Source organism: Mesorhizobium sp. M6A.T.Cr.TU.014.01.1.1 (assembly GCF_004022765.1).
Taxonomy (GTDB): domain Bacteria; phylum Pseudomonadota; class Alphaproteobacteria; order Rhizobiales; family Rhizobiaceae; genus Mesorhizobium; species Mesorhizobium mediterraneum.
This window is the reverse complement of the sequence record NZ_RZPG01000001.1, coordinates 137448-153731: the sequence shown is the minus strand read 5'-3', so window position 1 is coordinate 153731 and position 16284 is coordinate 137448. Positions and strand designations below refer to the sequence as shown.

Here is a 16284-nt window from a genome sequence, read left to right as displayed (position 1 = left end):
CATCACGCGCTCCGCCCAAACAGGCCGGCGGGCTTGATCAGCAGCACCAGCGCCATGATGACAAAAATCACCACGGCCGAGCCTTCCGGATAGAACACGCGGGTCAGACCTTCGATCAGCCCAAGCCCGAAGCCGGTGAGGATCGAGCCAAGGATCGAGCCCATGCCGCCGATGACGACGACGGCGAAGACGACGATGATCAGGTCTGCGCCCATGTTCGGATTGACTGCGTATATCGGTGCGGCGAGCACGCCGGCGAAACCGGCGAGCGCGACGCCGAAACCATATGTGAGCGTGACCAGCAGCGGCACGTTGATGCCGAACGCACCGACCATGGTCGGGTTCTCGGTCGCTGCCCTGAGATAGGCGCCAAGTCGGGTCTTTTCGATGATGAACCAGGTCGCGAGGCACACGATAAGTGAAGCCACAATCACCCAGGCGCGCGAATTGGGCAGGTACATGAAGCCGAGATTGTGCCCGCCCGTTAGAAGCGGCGGCGGCGGGTAGGGCAGGCCAGATACGCCGAAAAACTGGCGGAAGAAGCCGACGATGATCAGCGCCAAGCCGAAAGTGAGCAGCAGCCCGTAGAGATGGTCGAGGTGATAGAGCCGTCGGATCAACACGCGCTCGAGCACGATGCCGGTCAGGCCGACGATCGGCGGAACGATGAACACAGCCCACCAGTAACTGACGCCGAGATAGTTGAGCAGCATCCAGGCGCCGAAGGCGCCCAGCATGTACTGCGCACCATGCGTGAAATTGATGATGTTCAAGAGACCGAAGATGACCGCCAGCCCGAGGCTCAAAACCGCATAGAAGGACCCATTGATCAGCCCGAGCAGCAATTGGCCGAACAGGACCTGTGGCGGAATTCCAAGGAGTTCGAACATGGTCGCTCCAGTTGACTTGTCGACGAGAGGACGCGCCGAGCGGTTCGGCGCGTCGTTGGCGAGGCCCGCTTATTTGACGAGCGGACAGCCGCCGTCGGCGAGCGGGCGGAACGCCTTGTCGGCCGGAATGGTGGCCACGGTCTCGAAATAATCCCATGCCCCCTTCGATTGGTCCGGCTTCTTGACGCGGAACAGGTACATCTCGTGCAGCTTGCGCCCGTCCGCGCGGATCGTACCCTTGCCAAACAGCGGATCGTCCGTCGGCATTTCCTTCATCTTGGCCATCACCTTGGCGGCATCCTTGTCGCCGACGGCCTCGACGGCCTTAAGGTAATGCAGCACCGAAGCGTAGACTCCGGCCTCGATCATCGAAGGCTTCTGTCCGCTGTTCCGCTCCTGGAAGCGGGCAGAGAATTCACGCGTCTGATCATTCTTGTCCCAGTAGAATGCGCCGGTGAGCACGAGGCCTTGCGCCACTTCGAGGCTCAGCGCATGCACGTCATTGATAAACATCAAAAGGGCGGCGAGCGATTGGCCGCCCTGCGTGATGCCGAATTCCGACGCTTGCTTGACCGCGTTGATGGTGTCGCCGCCGGCATTGGCGAGACCGACGACCTTGGCACCCGACCCTTGCGCCTGCAGCAGGAAGGACGAGAAATCCTGGCCGGGGAAAGGATGACGCACGGCGCCGAGAACCTTGCCGCCCGATGCTTCCACGACCGCCGACGTATCGCGCTCGAGCGCATGGCCGAAGGCATAGTCGGCTGTGACGAAGAACCATGTATCGCCACCCTGCGCGACCATCGCCGAACCCGTGCCGTTGGCAAGCGCCCAGGTGTCGTAGGTCCAGTGGACGGTGTTGGGCGAACAGGCCTTGCCGGTGAGGTCGGACGAGGCCGGACCCGAGGCGAGGAAGATCTTGTTCTTCTCCTTGGTGATCTCGTTGACGGCGAGCGCCACCGACGAGGTTGGCACGTCGGCGATCACGTCGACATTTTCGGTGTCGTACCACTGGCGGGCGATGTTCGAGCCGACGTCCGGCTTGTTCTGGTGGTCCGCGGAGACGATCGATACGTTGATGCCCTTGTCGGTCGCCTTGAAGTCTTCCGCCGCCATCTGGGCCGCGATGACCGAGCCTTCGCCGGCGATGTCTGCATAGATGCCGGAACGGTCATTCAGAACGCCGATCTTGACATCCGTGGCGTAGGCTGCGCCGGCCGACAAAAGGCTCGCCAGTGAAGCCAGAATGAACCCTGTTGCTTTCATCACTACTCTCCTCCGATTGCGGCGCGACGCGCCCGTTGATGGCTGTCTCAGACACCGAGATAGGCGTGCAGCTTGTCAATGTTGGCGTCGAGTTCGCGGTTGGGAATCATGTCGATCACGCGCCCCTGCTCCACCACGTAATGACGGTCCGCGACCAATGCGGCGAAATGAAAATTCTGTTCGACGAGCACGATCGTGAATCCCTCGTCCTTGAGCCGGGCAATGGTGCGGCCGATCTGCTGCACGATGACGGGCGCAAGCCCCTCGGTCGGCTCGTCGAGCAGCAAGAGCTTCGCGCCCGTCCGCAAGATCCGGCCGATGGCCAGCATCTGCTGCTCGCCGCCCGAAAGCTTGGTGCCTTGGCTCGAAAGCCGCTCCTTCAGGTGCGGGAAGAGCTCGAAAATCTGCTCGACGGTGAGCCCGCCGGGGCGCACCTGCGGCGGCAGCATTAGATTCTCCTCGACTGAGAGGCTGGAGAAGATCGCGCGCTCCTCTGGGCAGTAGGCGATGCCCATCCGTGCGATCAACCGCGACGGCAGCTTGATCGTCTCCCGGCCGTCGTAGGTGACCGAGCCCGAGCGCCTGGACAGGATGCCCATGACCGCCTTCAGCGTCGTCGTCTTGCCGGCGCCGTTGCGGCCGAGCAGCGTCACCACTTCGCCTTCGCCAACCTCGAAACTCAGGCCGTGAAGCACATGGCTCTCGCCGTACCAGCCCTGCAGGCCATCGACACGCAGGAGGGGTCTCTCCGAGGGGGCAGCAGCCGGCCTGCTCGTAAGTCCAACTTCAGACATGTCCGGCCCCGATATAGGCTTCGATAACACGCGGATCTTTGGAAACCGCGGCATAGTCGCCTTCGGCGAGGACTTTGCCGCGCGCGAGCACGGTGATGCGGTTCGACAGCGAGGCTACGACCGACAGATTGTGCTCAACCATCAAAATAGTGCGGTTCTTGGAGATGCGCCGGATCAGCGCCGAGATCCGCTCGATGTCTTCTTGCGCCATGCCGGCCATAGGCTCATCGAGCAGCAGCATTTCAGGGTTCAGCGCCAGCGTCGTCGCGATCTCAAGCGCGCGCTTGCGGCCGTAGGACAGATCGCTAGCGCGGATATCGGAAAACTCGGTCAGGCCGACATCGGCGAGAAGAGCCGCGGCCTCGCTATTGAATGTGGACAGCAGTTTCTCGGAACGCCAGAAATCGAAACTGTCGCCGCGCCGGCGCTGCAGCGCGATGCGGACATTCTCCAGTGCCGTCATGTGCGGAAACACCGCCGATATCTGGAAGGAGCGCACAAGGCCCAGCCGCGCGATGTCGGCTGGCTGCATCCTGGTGATGTCCCGACCCCGGTAGCGGATTGCGCCGTGCGTCGGCTGGAGGAATTTGGTCAGCAAGTTGAAGAGGGTCGTCTTGCCTGCGCCGTTGGGGCCGATCAGCGCGTGGATCGATCCTCGCTCGACCGTCAGGTCGACATTATTGACAGCGACGAAACCCTTAAATTCCTTAGTCAATCCCACTGCTTCGAGGATCGCTCCGGAATTCATGCGCGGGAGCCTTCGCCGGTCATCGGCGTGAAACGTGGAACCGCGCTGCGAGGCTGTCCGCCCCCAGGGTGACTTCCATGGTTTCCTCCCGTGGCACTCCCACCCGCAACAAACGACCTAATGCACATCGCGTCAAGCCTGCAATTTTTCAGAAGGCTCGAACTTCGTGAAACGCTCAGTCACTGTCCTTGGCACAGGATTGCCTGGAGAAGCTGGCGAGCGGTTGGTATCACATCCGATCGGGAGGCAAATTGACCGCAGTCAACCTCGATATCCCGATCTCATCCGCGACGCGCTAGTGCGGGGTTAAGTCCAATGATGCCATTGAGAGCCTTCTGGTTCGGATCGTTCGCCTGCACCGCCGCAGCATCAATGTCGAAAACGTAGCAAATCCAGCTCAGTCGCTGGCGATCGTGCGATGTGGGCCTTGGACAGCACGGCTGCGGTCACGCGCCTATCAGCATCAAGCCCATTACCGATCGTGCGACATTGGCCGCAGGAAAGGGCTCGACGTTATCAAATCCAAGTGCGCTACGTGATCCGTAACTAAGATATAAATTCCATTGATATGGAATGTAGCGCGCGGGCATGGCGTGTTGGGAGTCAGCGAGTGTCTCGCAATCAAGACGCCCGCAAGCCATGGCCTCGCCTGAAGCTCCTTCGAAGCTATGGCTTACGAGCGAAACTGGTTGGTCAGGAGCCTAGTTGGTCTTCAACTGGCCGACACGGTTTTCGGCAATCCAGCGGGCGGCAAGCACCAATGCTCCCATACTGAAATCCTTGCCATGCTTGGCCACCATTTCTTCCGACAGTTTGGCGAGCCGGTCGAAAAATTCGTCCTTGCTCTCGTCCTCGGGGGTGGGTTCGGTTTGCATTTGGTGCTCCTGTTGCATGCGGCCTGCCTTTGCTATTTGAACATCGACGCGGGAAAGGTGACGATCGCGGCGGTGCCGTCGACGGTGCCCACCGCCAGGTGCTGTCCGTCACTGGACCAGGCAAGCGCGGTCACCGCGCTGCCCAGGGGTCTGACGAGGAGTTCGTCCCGCGCGCCGATCTGGGCGATGGTGATCCGACCGTTGGCATAGCCGGCCGCAATCAGTTTTTTCTCCGGGTGCGCAGCCACTGTCTCGACCGGAACCAGCCCGGCGCGACCAGTCTCCAGCGCGCCGGAGATTTCGCCGTCAAGTGGCGGCGCGGTCATCGACCAGCCGGCGATCCGGAAGGCGCCCGATGCAAACAGCGCATTCTCCGGCAGGCTCCAGCACACCGTCCGGACCGGGGATGGAAATCCCGCGATAATGCCAGTGCGGCCATCGGCTATGCACACCAGGGCAAAGCCTCCGGCTTCGAGCCCACAGGCCAGCCAGGTGCCGTCGCCACTCCAGCGGATCGATATCGGACGCGCTGAAAAGGCGATATCGCGTATCAGGGTGGTGTCGCCATCGACCATCCAGATCGACAATCCGTCGTCCAGGCTATGGGCGAGGCGCCTTCCGCCTGGCGAAAAGGCAAGCGCATCCGTGGACGGTGTCGTACCGTGTCGCAGTCGCACCGCATCGCCTTGGCCTCGTGCCAGGAAGACATCCTGCCCGTTGCTGACGGCTGTGATGGCTGTGCGGGGGCTGTGGTCGACGGCGACGACCGGCCCGTCGATCTTGACCAGCGTCTCCATCACATTGCCGTCCGCGGCCAGATGCACCGCTTCGCCAGCCGCCGTTCCAACGAGGAAGCCGGAGGAAAGGTAGTTGGCGAGCGGAACGTCGCCATCTCCCAACACAGCAGTGGCTATCAATGGCAACGGAAATTTTTCCCTTGGGCGGATCGTCGTCTGGCCGAGATCGCCGCTCACCCTGATCCGCGACTGCGGCGGTTCCTGGTCGGCGACCGCGGCTATGGCGACCGTTCCATCGACGCAGGCGAAGGCGACAGTCGAGTCATCGGCGCTAAAGCGCAGATCGGCGATCGCCGACGGACGACGCCAGCTTCTCGCCAGCAGGTCGAACAAGGTCAGGTTCTGTATCGCGTGCTGGTTCATGGCGATTCCCTTCGTCAGTTTCCATCCGTCGCCGCGAGGCTGCGATCGACGTCCTCGACGTCACCTTCCGCGGCGACGATGCTGTCCTCACATGCCGCGCATTCGTGCATGACTGCCGCGGCTTTCTCCTGCGCTTCATGCAAGTCCCGCACCAGTTGCGCGCTGACGCCGTTCCTGCCGATTTCGAGTTCCAGGCGCAGCACTTCCATCTCGATACCGGCGCGTTTCTGATTGAGCCGCAGCGCCTCGGCAGTGAGCGCGGAGACGTTGGCGACGAGATCGAGCCGGCGGGCGAGCAACGCGTCACGCCTGGTAGTTTGGCCCATCGGGTCCTCCTGTCATTTTTCGCCCAGCCATCGGTCAGGCTGGCTTTTCGAAAGCCGACAGCAATTTGGGCAATGTTCCGGCCTGCGAATGGAACTGTCTTTCAGCCGTTTCGATGTGGCTCTTGAGCTGATCCCAGATGTCGACCCGGATCATCGAAGTCGTATCGCCGGTGAGGCGCTCGATCTCGTCGACGCGGAACTGGCGTGACAGCGAAACGCCGGAAAACACGAATTCCCGCAACAGAATCGCGTGGTTCTCGATGAACAGATGGATCATCGGATGCGATTCCGTGGTGACGCCGCCGGCGGCAAGCTCGGCCCGGATGAAGTCCTGGAAGTGGCTCTGGAGGCGATGTTGGCTCTCGCCCATGAAGCGCATCACAAAGACCAGATCGCGGGGCATCAGCCTGACAAGTTCGCCGGTGACGCCATCGGCTTGGCTGGACATTGGCTCGGGCGGTCTTCGGCTGTCTTTATCGTTCGGCACGGTCTCTCTCCAGCGCGAGGCCCGTCCATGGGCCGTCGCCTTCAAATAGTAGAGAAAGACGAAGAATTGAATAGATGATATTTGTTTTCGAACTTGCTGCATCTGCGAACTAGACGTATTGCAATTGCGAATAGATATTAGATATTACAGGCGTACGTTACAAATGTAAAAGAACGTTACATTTGGCTATCTGCCCGTATGCCGAAAGAGCAGCGATTTTGTTTTGAGCCCTTGCCATGGGTGCTATTTTCAAATTGGCACGGCGCTTGCTTTGTACATTTCCACAAGAAGCCCATCGCGCTTTGACGCGGTGCCAAAAGAACGAAGGAACGGAGGAAGCAGGGACAAGTCACGTCCGCTTCGATACGCCCATCGCACATGCGGTTGGCGCCGCGGGCCCTGCCAGCCGCCTAACACCTTTGCCGCGATCCACTTGAACGGCCGGACCATGAGTCGCGCCTGATGCGCAACCCTTTGTCGTGCCGCTCGCATTCTCACTGGCGGTGCTGTGCCGCCGCTTCATGCCGGGGTCAAGGGACCTGCGGCTCAAACCTGGTGGAGGCTTATGACCATGACGTCTCTGACGCTCAACAAGATTACCTCGCAACGCGGAATCTCCGTGGGCGAGGCAACCAAGAAGATTGCCGATCTCGGCTGGAACCCTTCCTACGTCCAGGAAGCGATGACGTTTCCGACGGACTACAAGATCAACAAGACGCCGCGCGACCCGATGAAACAGGTTCTGCGATCCTACTTCCCGATGCAGGAAGAGAAGGACAATCGTGTCTACGGTGCGCTCGACGCGGCGTTGCGCGGCGACATGTTCCGCAATGTGGAACCGCGCTGGGTCGAGTGGATGAAACTCTTCCTTGCGATCATTCCGTTCCCGGAAATTTCTGCTGCCCGCTCGATGGCGATGGTCGCCCGTATCGCGCCGGGCGAGGAGCTCAGAACCGGCTTCACCATGCAGATGATCGACGAGTTCCGCCACTCGACAATCCAGATGAACCTGAAGAAATGGTACATGGAAAACTACATCGATCCGGCCGGCTTCGACATCACCGAGGAAGCCTTCGGAAAATGCTACGCCACGACCATCGGCCGGCAGTTCGCGGAAGGCTTCATCACCGGCGACACCATGACCGCCGCCTGCATGTACCTGACCGTGGTCGCCGAGACCGCCTTCACCAACACGCTGTTTGTCGCCATGCCTTCGGAAGCCGCCCGTAACGGCGACTATGCGCTGCCGACCGTTTTTTTGTCGGTCCAGTCCGATGAGAGCCGGCATATCGGCAATGGCCATTCGCTGCTGATGGCGGCGCTCAAGGAGCCGGAAAACCACCTGCTGCTCGAGCGCGACCTGCGCTACGCCTTCTGGCAAAACCACGCGATCGTCGATGCAGCCATCGGCACCTTCATCGAATACGGCACCACCAACCGCGACAAGAACAAGGAGTCCTACGCGGAAATGTGGCACCGCTGGATCTATGAGGACTACTACCGCACCTACATGCTGCCGCTCGAGAAATACGGCATCAAGGTCCATCACGACGACGTCCAGGCGGCCTGGGAACGCATCACCAAGAAGAACTACGTCCACAAGGTCGGACAGTTCTTCGCGGTCGGCTGGCCGGTCAATTTCTGGCGTATCGAAGCCCAGACCGACAAGGACTTCGAGTGGTTCGAGCATAAGTATCCGGGCTGGTATGCCGAGTTCGGCGATTTCTGGAAATGGTACGCCAAGCTTAGCCACAAGGGCGAGAAGGTGCTGCTCTTCAACAGCGACGTGGGCTACGTCTATCCACACCGCTGCTGGTCCTGCCTTGTTCCCTGCCTGATCCGCGAAGACATGGTGGTCGGCGAGATCGACGGCCAGTTGCACACCTTCGCCCACGAACTCGACAAGTGGACCGCGACCGTGGCCTTCGCCGACGAGTATGAGGGCCGTCCGACACCCGCGATGGGCCGCTTCAGCGGCAAGCGCGAATGGGAGACGCTCTATGACGGCTGGGATTTGGCCGATGCCATCAAGGACCTGAACTTCGTCCGCTCCGATGGCAAGACGCTCGTACCGCAGCCGCATATGCGCTTCGACGACAAGGAGATGTGGACGTTGGACGACGTGCGCGGCAACACGCTGGGATCGCCGTTGAACGCGCTCCGCGGCATGACGCCGGAAGGACGCGCGCAGCACCTGGCAGACTACGCCAAGGGCTTCACCATCAATCCCTGCAACTGATCAGGCCAAGGGGGCGGGTTCGTCCCGCCCTCTCTTTCATTGGAGGTCCGTATGTCGGAAACCCACACGGTCAGGCTCAGCCCAGTCGGCGTCGAATTCGACGTCGAGCATGGCGAGACGGTGCTCAACGCCGCTTTCCGCCAGGGCATCGCCCTGCCGCACGGCTGCAAGGAAGGGCAATGCTCGGCCTGCAAGAGCGTGTTGCTCGATGGCGAAGTCGACATGCTCAAATACTCGACCTTCGCACTGAACGACATGGAGAAGGAGAGCGGCCACGTCCTTTTGTGCCGCTGCATCGCCTACTCCGATCTGGAAGTCGAGCTTCTCAACTACGACGAGGAGATTTTGGCGAAAGCGATCGCCGTGAAGACGTTCAAGGGCCGGATTGCTCTGATCGAGCACCTGACCCACGACATTCGCGGCATCGAGATCGAACTCGGCTCGCCGATAAAGTTCTGGGCGGGGCAATATGTCGACATCACGGTTACCACGGAAAAGGGGGAGACGATTACGCGCTCGTTCTCCATGGCAAATACGCCGGACCAAACCCAAAAACTCTGCTTCATCATCAAAAAATACCCCGAGGGAAAGTTCTCCGGAGAACTCGATTCCGGAGGAATCAAGCTCGGAGCCGAAGTCACCGTCGTCGGACCCTACGGAACCTGTTTCCGACGCGACGAACGGCAAGGACCCCTGATCCTGGTCGGCGCCGGATCGGGCATGTCGCCGATCTGGTCGATCCTCAACGACCATCTGAAGAGCGGCGAGAAACGCCCTGTCTATTTCTTCTACGGTGCCAGGACGCGCAACGACCTGTTCTATCTCGACAGGATCGCCGAGCTGATCGGTCAGCATTCGGATGTCACTTTCATTCCCGTGCTGTCGCACGCGACAGACGACGCCGAATGGGAAGGCGAACGCGGTTTCGTGCACCAGAGTGTCGACGCCAAGCTCAAGCAATTGGCGGTCGACGGACAGGGCGATGTCCATGCCTGTGGCCCGCCACCGATGATCGATGCGCTTCAGCCGGTTCTGTTCATGAACGGGTTCGAGACGGAGCGGATCTTCTTCGACAAGTTCACCACATCGGCAGGTGCAACACCGGCCCACTGAGGGGCGGCAACGCAACTGCAACCACAACTGCAACAAGGGAGTGAAGACTATGCCAGCTACCTCGAGTTCAGTCGGGTCCGGAGCCGCCGGCGCGGCGATCTTTGCCGACTCCGACAGCCGGAAGTACCGGTATTTCGACCCGAAGGGCCAGCGCGCCACCCACTATGAGGACATGACAGTCGACGTGCAGCCTGACCCGGAGCGTTACCTGATCCAGGACTGGATCATCTCTTTTGCCGACGGCAAGGGCGCTTATGTCAAGCAGAACACCGCCGCTCAGAGCTCCAACTGGCATGCCTTCCGCGCCCCCGATCAGGAGTGGGAACGCACGCACTACCAACGCCAGTCGAAAATCGAGACGATGGTACAGAGCGTCATCAACAACGCCCGCAAGTCGGGGGCGCCTAAGACATTCGACAAGGCCTGGATCAAGATTCTGCAGACGCAGCTCGGCGCCTGGAAGCACGCCGAATTCGGGCTCGGCACCTCGTTGATGCAGGCGCAGCGCTACGGCTACACCCAGATGATCAACAACGCCACGCTGACCAACTCGTCTTACAAGCTGCGGCTTGCCCAGGACATCACGCTCTACCTTGCCGAGATCGGCATGGACCTTCCCGGCTGGGACGACGAACTCGGCAAGACGGCCTGGCTCGAGGACAACAACTGGCAAGGCACCCGCGAAGCGGTCGAGACCATCATGGGCGCGACCGACTATCTCGAACAGTACTTCGCCATCAACATCGTCTTCGAACCGCTGGTCGGGGAAGCATTCCGCTCAGGCTTCCTGATGCAGATCGCCGCCGCAAACCACGACTTCATCACGCCTGCGGTGATCTCGGCAGCCGAGGCCGACTACGAGCGCAATCTCGCCAACACGATCGACCTCATGCACATGCTCGCCAACGACGAGAAGCATGGCGCGGCGAACAAGAAGCTCTTCCAGGGCTGGGTCAAGAAGCACGGCGCGCTCGCCGACAAGGCAGCCATCGGCCTGCAGCCGATCTGGTCGATGCCGCATTCAAAGCCGGTCGCTTTCTCGGATGTCCGTGCCAAGTCCGAGGAACGGATTGATCAGATACTCGGCGAACTTGGCCTCAAGCGCTGACACAGGGAGAAACTGTCATGTCAACTGCAGCACGCGACGCATCGCAATCCAACATTTTCAGGTCGATGAAGGACATCACCTTCGAACAGACGATTTCGCACCAGTGCGGCGTCACCATGAACGACTCGGTGGAAGCCAGGGCCATCGCTGAATTCATGGGCCTGAAGCCGAACGTAACGGTCACCTACCAACCGGCGATGATCCGCATCGATGGCACCGGCAAGCTGATCTTCAAGATGGACGAGATCAGCGAATATCTCGGCCGCGAGATGACGGCGGAAACCTTCGAGGTCAACAGCTCGACCCACTACGGACGGATGGTGCGCATCGACGACAACACCGTGATCCTGTTCGGCAACATGGATGAGATGTTCGAATACATCGAATAGACGCTCCAGAAAATCAGGCGCGCCGCCTGGCTGCGGCGCGCCGAACCGATCAATCGCACATCTTGTGGAGGTAGAAATGTTTAGAACACCAGAAGGCAAGGATATTTTCATTGTCGATGGCCATACCCATTTCTGGGACGGCAGCCCGGAGAACCAGAAAAATATCCACGGCAAGCAGTTCATCGAGTGCTTCTATGCCTATCACACCGGGCTGAGCCCCAAGGACCAGCTGTGGGAGAAGAGCAAGTTCGAGAAGTACAGCGCCGACGATCTCTATCGCGACCTGTTCATCGACGGCCCCGATGATGTGGCGATCGTCCAGTCGACCTATCTCAAGGACTTCTACAAGAACGGCTTCAACACGATCGAGCGCAACGCCGAGGTGGCCAAGCTCTATCCCGAACGGTTCATCGTCAACGGCGCCTTCGATCCGCGCGATGGTGAGAAGGCGCTTGAGTACATCCACTTCCTCAAGGAGACCTACGACGTCAAGGGCGTGAAGATGTACACGGCCGAATGGAACGGGGCTTCCAAGGGCTGGAAGCTCACGGATCCCGATGCCTACAAATGCTTCGAACTCTGCGACAAACTCGGCATCAGGAATATCCATGTCCACAAAGGGCCGACAATCCTGCCGCTCAGCAAGGATGCGTTCGACGTGCATGACGTCGACCATGCGGCGACTGACTTCCAGGGCCTCAACTGGATCATCGAGCATTGCGGCCTGCCGCGCCTCGACGATTTCTGCTGGATCGCAACGCAAGAAACCAACGTCTATGGTGGGCTTGCGGTAGCGCTGCCCTTCATCCATTCGCGCCCGCGCTATTTCGGCGAGGTCATCGCCGAACTGCTTTTCTGGATCGGCCCGGAAAAAATCCTTTTCGGTTCCGACTACGCGATCTGGACGCCGCGCTGGCTGGTCGAGAAGTTCTGGGCCTATCAGATCCCAGAGGACATCGCCGCCGAACGCGGTGTGCAACTGACCGACGAGATCAAGGAGAAGATCCTGGGCCTCAATGCGGCGCGTCTCTACAACATCGACATCGAAGCCAAGAAGACGGCGCTCGCCAGTTCGCCCTTCAGCATCGCGGCGGAGTAGGGGCCATGGCAACTGCCAGCGTTTCCGGCAACCGCGAGAAGGAACTCTGGCGGCGCCTTGGTGAGGTCAACGACCCGGAGCTCGACGAACCGATTACCGAGATGGGCTTCGTCGAGCGGGCCGAAATGACGAGCGATGGCAGTGTGGAGATCGACCTCCGCCTGCCGACCTACTGGTGCTCGCCCAACTTCGCGTTCCTCATGCTGGACGGCGTCCGCAAGGCGCTCGACCAGCTCTCCTGGGCGCCGGCCTATCGCGTCAAGCTGCACGATCACATGTTCGCGGAAGAGGTCAATCGCTGCATGGAAGCCGGCAAGACATTCGGCGATGTCTTCGCCGTACTTGCCGAGGATCAGGATCTTGGCGGCTTGCGTGAGACCTTCAGGATGAAGGCGTTCAAGCGGCGCCAGGAGGCGGTCCTGCGCGGCCTGCGGCAGCACGGCCTGACCGATCGAGAGATCCTCGGCATGGACCTGCCGGCATATGACGTCGCACGGTTCGAACCGGGCGAGGCGGCCAAACAGAAGCCGAGATACAGGGCGGCTCTGCTTGAGCGTTTTCCCGACCGCCAGGCGGATGATCCTGTCTTCGTGACTTGGGAAGGCCAGAAAATACCACCTGCGGCGCTCGGTGCCCATCTCGCCGAACTGCGCGGCGTGCGCATCAACATGGAGTTCAACGGCGCGCTGTGCCGTGGGCTCAAGCAGACCAGATACAAGGAACTGGATGTGGTCGACGGCGAACCGACGCTGGTCGATTTCATCATGGATCGCGTGCCGGCACGAACCGCGCCGACCGCCTGAAGCAGAGCTGAAACAACGGCCTCCCTCGCACGAGGCCCCTAACCAACAACCCGCCCGTAAGGCGGAAGGAGAAACCATGCCCAAAATAATGCTTCACAATTCCGAAGCGCGCCGTGCACTTGCCCGTGGTGTCTTTCGGCTGGCCGCTGCCGTCGAGCCGACACTCGGCCCCAAAGGCATGAACGCCATGATCGACCGGCCGATCGGCACGCCGATGGTGACCCGTGACGGCGTCAGCATTGCCTCCGAGATCGAATTGCACGACCGTTTCGAAAACATGGGCGCGCAGGTCGTGCGCGAAGTGTCGATGCAGACCAATGAGGTCGCCGGCGACGGCACCACGACTGCCATCGTGCTCGCCAATGCGCTCATCCAGGGCGGTGTGGAGGCGAATGAACGAGGCGCGAAACCCGTCGATCTCTGCAAGGGCATCGATCTTGCCGTGGCAGCGGTGGTGGCGGCGCTCAAGGCTTCGGCCAAGCCCGCCAAGGGCAACGGCATTCTCGCTTCGGTCGCCAACATTGCGGCGACCGATACCAAGCTTGGCGCGCTGGTGGCGGAAGCCCATCAGCGGGTAGGGGCCGAAGGCGTCATCACCACTGACTTCAGCGTGACGACCGAGACCACGCTGGATGTGGTCGAGGGCATGTCCTTCGAACGCGGCTATCTTTCGCACCACATGGTCACCGATCAAGAGAAGATGGAGGCTGTTCTCGAACGACCCTACATCCTGATGACCGATCTCAAGATCAAGGAGCCTGAGGCGCTGGATGCGGCTCGTCGCATTGCCGACGAGGCCGGTCGGCCGCTGCTGATCGTGTCCGAGGAAATGTCGCCGGAAGTTGTGGTAACTCTGCTCGGCAAGCACGGACCGGGAAAATACCTCGTGGTCCATCCGCCGGAATATGGCCATTGGCGCAAGGCGATGATGGAGGATCTGGCGATCATCACCGGCGGCAAGGTGATCGCGCGCGACCTCGGCGGCCGGCTGGAGGACATCACCGCCGACGATCTTGGAACGGCTGACCGGGTGAAGACCAGTTCATCCTATACCTCGATCATCCGCGGGGGCGGCGACCATGCGGCAGTCGCATCGCGCCGCGCCCAGGTGCAGCGGCAGTATGAAGCCTCGCCGCCGAACATCGACCAGGACAAGTTGCGCGAACGCCTGGCCAAGCTCTCTGGTGGCACCGCGATCCTTTATGCCGGCGGTGTAACGCCGGTCGAGCAGAAGCGAACCATACAGCTTATCGAGGATTCGCTGAATGCGGTGCGCGCCGCATCCGAAGAGGGCGTGGTTGCCGGTGGCGGCTCGGCGCTTGCCCAGATCGCACCGCTGCTCGACAAGGTGGCGGCCGGCGTCGACGGCGATGTCGCCGAAGGCGTGCGACTAGTGCGGTCGGTGCTGTCGCGGCCGCTGTGGCGTATCGCCGCCAATGCCGGCGCCGATCCCGAGGCAGTCGTGGCGGAAGTCACGCGCATCAACGGCGGCTACGGCTACAACGCTTCTGTCGGCAGCTACCAGAACATGTTCGAGGCAGGGATCATCGATCCGGTCCGCGTCACCTACACAGCACTCGCCAACGCAGCTTCGGTGGCGACGCTGATCCTGACCACCGAAACGCTGATTGGTCATCTCGCCGAGGACGAGGACCCGACGGCCGGACCGGCGCGCGGCGGCGGCTCTGAGAAGCTCGGCCGCGCCTGAAGCAATCCGAACAATCTCGACGTTGAAAGGACACAGGCATGAAAGCCGCCAGACTGTACGAATACGATCCGCAGATGAACGTCCAGCTCAAGATCGAGGAGGTCAAGGCACCGACCATCACTGCTCCCGACGAGGTGATCGTGCGGGTGGGTGCCGCCGGCCTGTGCCGCACCGACCTTCACATCATCGAAGGTGTGTGGAAGCCGACCATGGACCCCGAAGGCACGCTGTTGCCCTACATCATGGGCCACGAGAATGCCGGCTGGGTCGAGGAGGTCGGCAGCGGCGTCAGATCGGTCAAGCGCGGCGACGCGGTGATCTGTCACCCGTTTCGCTCGTGCGGCATCTGCCTCAATTGCCGCCATGGCGAGGACATGTACTGCGACAATGGCCAGTTTCCCGGCCTTGGCATGAATGGCGGCTTCGCCGAATATTTCATCACCAGCGAGCGTTCGCTGATCAAGCTGAACGCCAACGTCACGCCGATCGAGGTGGCGCCGCTGGCCGATGCCGGCATCACTGCCTACCGCGCCGCCAAACGCGCCGCGAAGTTGCTCAGGCCAGGGAGTTACTGCGTCCTGCTCGGCATAGGCGGGCTTGGCCATATCGCGCTGCAATCGCTGCACGCGATTTCGGGTTGCCGCATCATCGCAGTCGATCGCGAGCCGGCGGCCCAGGTGCTGGCCAAGGACCTCGGCGCCGACTTTGTCCTCGATGGCGGGCCGAATGTCGTCGAGGAGGTCAGCCAGATCACCGGCGGCGGCGCCCATGTGGTCATCGACTTCGTCGGCGAACTCGGTGTCGAGAACATCTGCTGGAAGATGGTGCGCAAGGGCGGCCAATTGTTCGTCGTCGGCTATGGCGGCACGGTCAACGTGCCGACCGCGCATCTGGTCATCGAGGAGATCAACATCGGCGGCAGCCTCGTCGGCAACTTCACCGAGCTTGTCGAACTGATGGAGTTGAACGCCGATGGCAAGGTGAAGATGCATTACACTGAATACAACCTCGCAAGCATTAACACCGCGCTCGACGATTTCAAGAACCGCCGGTTCACCGGCCGCGGCGTCATCGTGCCGTGAAGCGTCTGGGTCGGGCCTGCACGGAGCAGGCCCGGCGTTTTGGTCCGCGTGCCGACATCGCCGTTTCCGAGTCGGTGTCGCCGAAGAGGCCGGTCTGGCTGCTTGCCAGCGTCGGCAAGCCGTTTTTCCTGAGCGCCGCGGCTGATGCCCTGGCTTTTCCGTATCGGGACGTAAGCGAAGCGTGGTCCTGAAACGAG

General features: G+C 61.0%; 16 protein-coding genes. 8 read left to right on the top strand and 8 right to left on the bottom strand.

Annotation, left to right across the window (positions count from 1 at the left end):
* Positions 1–2: 2 nt before the first annotated feature.
* The 8 genes from EN885_RS00765 to EN885_RS00735 form a co-directional block, all read right to left on the bottom strand.
* Positions 3–890 carry a branched-chain amino acid ABC transporter permease gene (locus EN885_RS00765; protein ID WP_126103119.1) on the bottom strand — a complete coding sequence of 296 codons (888 nt, stop codon included), beginning with the start codon at positions 888–890 and terminating at the stop codon, positions 3–5.
* Positions 891–959: 69 nt separating this feature from the next.
* Positions 960–2156 carry an ABC transporter substrate-binding protein gene (locus EN885_RS00760; RefSeq protein WP_095486285.1) on the bottom strand — a complete coding sequence of 399 codons (1197 nt, stop codon included), beginning with the start codon at positions 2154–2156 and terminating at the stop codon, positions 960–962.
* Positions 2157–2203: 47 nt separating this feature from the next.
* Entirely contained in the window at positions 2204–2950 is a 747-nt protein-coding gene (locus tag EN885_RS00755) for an ABC transporter ATP-binding protein (protein WP_095486286.1), read from the bottom strand.
* Positions 2943–3698, bottom strand: coding sequence for an ABC transporter ATP-binding protein (locus EN885_RS00750; protein ID WP_128241516.1), 756 nt, complete (start codon positions 3696–3698; stop codon positions 2943–2945). Before EN885_RS00750 ends, EN885_RS00755 begins: the two co-directional genes overlap by 8 nt.
* A 701-nt stretch (positions 3699–4399) precedes the next feature.
* Positions 4400–4573 carry a hypothetical protein gene (locus EN885_RS33440; protein WP_164547015.1) on the bottom strand — a complete coding sequence of 58 codons (174 nt, stop codon included), beginning with the start codon at positions 4571–4573 and terminating at the stop codon, positions 4400–4402.
* Positions 4574–4605: 32 nt separating this feature from the next.
* Positions 4606–5733 (bottom strand): WD40 repeat domain-containing protein, encoded by a 1128-nt coding sequence (locus tag EN885_RS00745; protein WP_095486289.1) that lies wholly within the window; start codon positions 5731–5733, stop codon positions 4606–4608.
* A 14-nt stretch (positions 5734–5747) separates the two neighbouring features.
* Positions 5748–6032, bottom strand: a complete 285-nt coding sequence (locus tag EN885_RS00740) for a hypothetical protein (protein WP_126103117.1) — start codon at positions 6030–6032, stop codon at positions 5748–5750.
* A 61-nt stretch (positions 6033–6093) separates the two neighbouring features.
* A complete protein-coding gene (locus EN885_RS00735; protein ID WP_128241515.1) occupies positions 6094–6546 on the bottom strand; it encodes a hypothetical protein in 453 nt (150 codons plus the stop codon).
* A gap of 571 nt (positions 6547–7117) precedes the next feature.
* Between EN885_RS00735 and EN885_RS00730 the strand changes: the two genes are divergently transcribed.
* The 8 genes from EN885_RS00730 (at position 7118) to EN885_RS00695 (ending at position 16087) form a co-directional block, all read left to right on the top strand.
* Positions 7118–8785, top strand: coding sequence for an aromatic/alkene/methane monooxygenase hydroxylase/oxygenase subunit alpha (locus EN885_RS00730; protein ID WP_095486586.1), 1668 nt, complete (start codon positions 7118–7120; stop codon positions 8783–8785).
* A 51-nt stretch (positions 8786–8836) separates the two neighbouring features.
* On the top strand, positions 8837–9898 hold the full coding sequence (locus EN885_RS00725; RefSeq protein WP_095486291.1) for a 2Fe-2S iron-sulfur cluster binding domain-containing protein: 1062 nt from the start codon (positions 8837–8839) through the stop codon (positions 9896–9898).
* Positions 9899–9947: 49 nt separating this feature from the next.
* A complete protein-coding gene (locus EN885_RS00720; RefSeq protein WP_095486292.1) occupies positions 9948–11006 on the top strand; it encodes an aromatic/alkene monooxygenase hydroxylase subunit beta in 1059 nt (352 codons plus the stop codon).
* 17 nt (positions 11007–11023) lie between these two features.
* Complete coding sequence (locus tag EN885_RS00715) at positions 11024–11395, top strand: MmoB/DmpM family protein (protein ID WP_095486293.1); 372 nt, start codon at positions 11024–11026, stop codon at positions 11393–11395.
* Between the two features lie 76 nt (positions 11396–11471).
* The gene (locus tag EN885_RS00710; protein WP_095486294.1) at positions 11472–12494 is read left to right on the top strand and encodes an amidohydrolase family protein; all 1023 of its coding nucleotides are present in this window, start codon (positions 11472–11474) and stop codon (positions 12492–12494) included.
* Positions 12495–12499: 5 nt separating this feature from the next.
* On the top strand, positions 12500–13297 hold the full coding sequence (locus EN885_RS00705) for an iron-sulfur cluster assembly protein (protein ID WP_128241514.1): 798 nt from the start codon (positions 12500–12502) through the stop codon (positions 13295–13297).
* A 76-nt stretch (positions 13298–13373) separates the two neighbouring features.
* Positions 13374–15005: a molecular chaperone GroEL gene (locus tag EN885_RS00700; RefSeq protein WP_128241513.1), complete on the top strand. Its 1632-nt coding sequence runs from the start codon at positions 13374–13376 to the stop codon at positions 15003–15005.
* Between the two features lie 38 nt (positions 15006–15043).
* Positions 15044–16087 (top strand): NAD(P)-dependent alcohol dehydrogenase, encoded by a 1044-nt coding sequence (locus tag EN885_RS00695; protein WP_095486297.1) that lies wholly within the window; start codon positions 15044–15046, stop codon positions 16085–16087.
* Positions 16088–16284 lie beyond the last annotated feature (197 nt).

Excerpts from the sequence above, each read along its gene's own strand:
- EN885_RS00720 (WP_095486292.1), top strand. The coding sequence starts at position 9,948 with ATGCCAGCTACCTCGAGTTCAGTCGGGTCCGGAGCCGCCGGCGCGGCG.
- EN885_RS00760 (WP_095486285.1), bottom strand. The coding sequence starts at position 2,156 with ATGAAAGCAACAGGGTTCATTCTGGCTTCACTGGCGAGCCTTTTGTCG.
- EN885_RS00730 (WP_095486586.1), top strand. The coding sequence starts at position 7,118 with ATGACGTCTCTGACGCTCAACAAGATTACCTCGCAACGCGGAATCTCC.
- EN885_RS00710 (WP_095486294.1), top strand. The coding sequence starts at position 11,472 with ATGTTTAGAACACCAGAAGGCAAGGATATTTTCATTGTCGATGGCCAT.
- EN885_RS00750 (WP_128241516.1), bottom strand. The coding sequence starts at position 3,698 with ATGAATTCCGGAGCGATCCTCGAAGCAGTGGGATTGACTAAGGAATTT.
- EN885_RS00700 (WP_128241513.1), top strand. The coding sequence starts at position 13,374 with ATGCCCAAAATAATGCTTCACAATTCCGAAGCGCGCCGTGCACTTGCC.
- EN885_RS00695 (WP_095486297.1), top strand. The coding sequence starts at position 15,044 with ATGAAAGCCGCCAGACTGTACGAATACGATCCGCAGATGAACGTCCAG.
- EN885_RS00715 (WP_095486293.1), top strand. The coding sequence starts at position 11,024 with ATGTCAACTGCAGCACGCGACGCATCGCAATCCAACATTTTCAGGTCG.
- EN885_RS00745 (WP_095486289.1), bottom strand. The coding sequence starts at position 5,733 with ATGAACCAGCACGCGATACAGAACCTGACCTTGTTCGACCTGCTGGCG.
- EN885_RS00755 (WP_095486286.1), bottom strand. The coding sequence starts at position 2,950 with ATGTCTGAAGTTGGACTTACGAGCAGGCCGGCTGCTGCCCCCTCGGAG.
- EN885_RS00725 (WP_095486291.1), top strand. The coding sequence starts at position 8,837 with ATGTCGGAAACCCACACGGTCAGGCTCAGCCCAGTCGGCGTCGAATTC.
- EN885_RS00705 (WP_128241514.1), top strand. The coding sequence starts at position 12,500 with ATGGCAACTGCCAGCGTTTCCGGCAACCGCGAGAAGGAACTCTGGCGG.
- EN885_RS00765 (WP_126103119.1), bottom strand. The coding sequence starts at position 890 with ATGTTCGAACTCCTTGGAATTCCGCCACAGGTCCTGTTCGGCCAATTG.
- EN885_RS33440 (WP_164547015.1), bottom strand. The coding sequence starts at position 4,573 with ATGCAAACCGAACCCACCCCCGAGGACGAGAGCAAGGACGAATTTTTC.